This is a genomic window from Phytoactinopolyspora halophila, assembly GCF_003287285.1.
In the GTDB taxonomy this organism is placed as follows: Bacteria; Actinomycetota; Actinomycetes; order Jiangellales; family Jiangellaceae; genus Phytoactinopolyspora_A; species Phytoactinopolyspora_A halophila.
In genome coordinates this window covers 1-1,449 of the sequence record NZ_QMIG01000064.1, presented here as the reverse complement: position 1 = coordinate 1,449, position 1,449 = coordinate 1, and the positions used below count along the sequence as shown (strand labels likewise).

1 protein-coding gene is annotated in these 1,449 nt (G+C 62.8%); it reads left to right on the top strand.

What is annotated here, in order from left to right; all coding sequences use genetic code 11:
• Positions 1-102: 102 nt before the first annotated feature.
• Positions 103-1,419: an ISL3 family transposase gene (locus DPM12_RS22635; protein WP_112260603.1), complete on the top strand. Its 1,317-nt coding sequence runs from the start codon at positions 103-105 to the stop codon at positions 1,417-1,419.
• Positions 1,420-1,449: the final 30 nt, after the last annotated feature.

Here is a 1,449-nt window from a genome sequence, read left to right as displayed (position 1 = left end):
GGGTCTTCGGATCTCAGCGGGGAGGCCATCCTTCGGGGTGGCCTTCTTTGTGTGTGCGTGGCGGTGGGTTGATGGGGACGAAGGTGTCGCAGTCTTTGATGTGTGACCAAGAAATCCTGTGACACCTTCGTCGTGCATGAGTCTAGTCGGATCGTCGAGGCTCTGGTTGGGCTGAAGAACGTTCAAGTGCTGGCGTATCAGCGTGCCGGTCCTGATGTGGAATTGTTGATCGAGCAGGTCGAGGTCACGCGGTTCTGCCCGTCTTGCGGTGCTCAGGCTCAGATCAAGGACCGGCCCGTGGTGCGCTACGTGGACCTGCCGGTGTTCGGCACGCCGATGACACTGGCGTGGCGCAAACACCGTCTGCGGTGCCCGCACGAGCGTTGTCATCGCCGGTCGTGGACCTTGGGCGATCACCGGATCGCGGCGAAGAACTGCCGGTTGACCACGCGGTGCGCGAAGTGGGCCACCGAGCAGGTCGGCCGGGGACGAGCGGTGTCCGACGTCGCCCGGGAACTGGGCTGTGACTGGCACACGATCAACGACGCGCTCACCACCTACGGCGAAGCGCTGCTAGAAGCCGACACCAAACGCCTGACGTTGACCACGGCCATCGGACTGGACGAGACATCGTTCGTGAAGCTAGGCACCCAACGCTGGCGTCAGTACGTCACCACGGTCGCTGACGTCGCGAACCATCAGATCCTGGAGATCTTGCCCACCCGCGACTTCAAAGACGTCGCACACTGGGTGCATTCCCAGCCCGGCTCGTGGAAAGGCAAGATCGGTTTCGGTGCGTTGGACATGTCCAACGTCTACGCCGCGGTCTACTCCGTGACCCTGCCCAAGGCCCACCAGGTCGTGGATGCCTTTCACTGCGTCCAACTCGCCAACCGTGCCCTCGACGAGGTCCGACGCCGGGTGCAACGCGAACACACCGGCCACCGCGGACGCCGCAACGACCCGCTCTACCGGGTGCGCCGCGTGTTACTCACCGGCGAGGAACGCCTCAACGAAACCGCCCAGCAACGACTCACCTCACTGCTCGAACTCGGCGACCCCCACGGTGAGGTCGCGATCGCCTACCGGGTCAAGGAACGCCTACGTGAGTTCTACCGCTGCACCGACATCAACACCGCCCAAGCAATGCTCACAGAGCTGATCGAACACTGCCAACGGCCCGCGATGCCGGTCGAACTACACAAACTCGGCCGGACCCTGCAGAAATGGTTCGACAAGATCTGCAACTTCCACCTCGCCCGAACCAGCAACGGACCCACCGAAGCGCTGAACAACCTGATCAAGCGCATCAAACGCATCGGCTACGGGTTCCGCAACTTCCGCAACTACCGAGTCCGCGCACTGCTCTACGCCGGCAAACCCAACTGGCGAGTACTAGGCTCCATCATCGTCCGATGAACCCAGCACCCCGCCAGGATCCGAAGACCC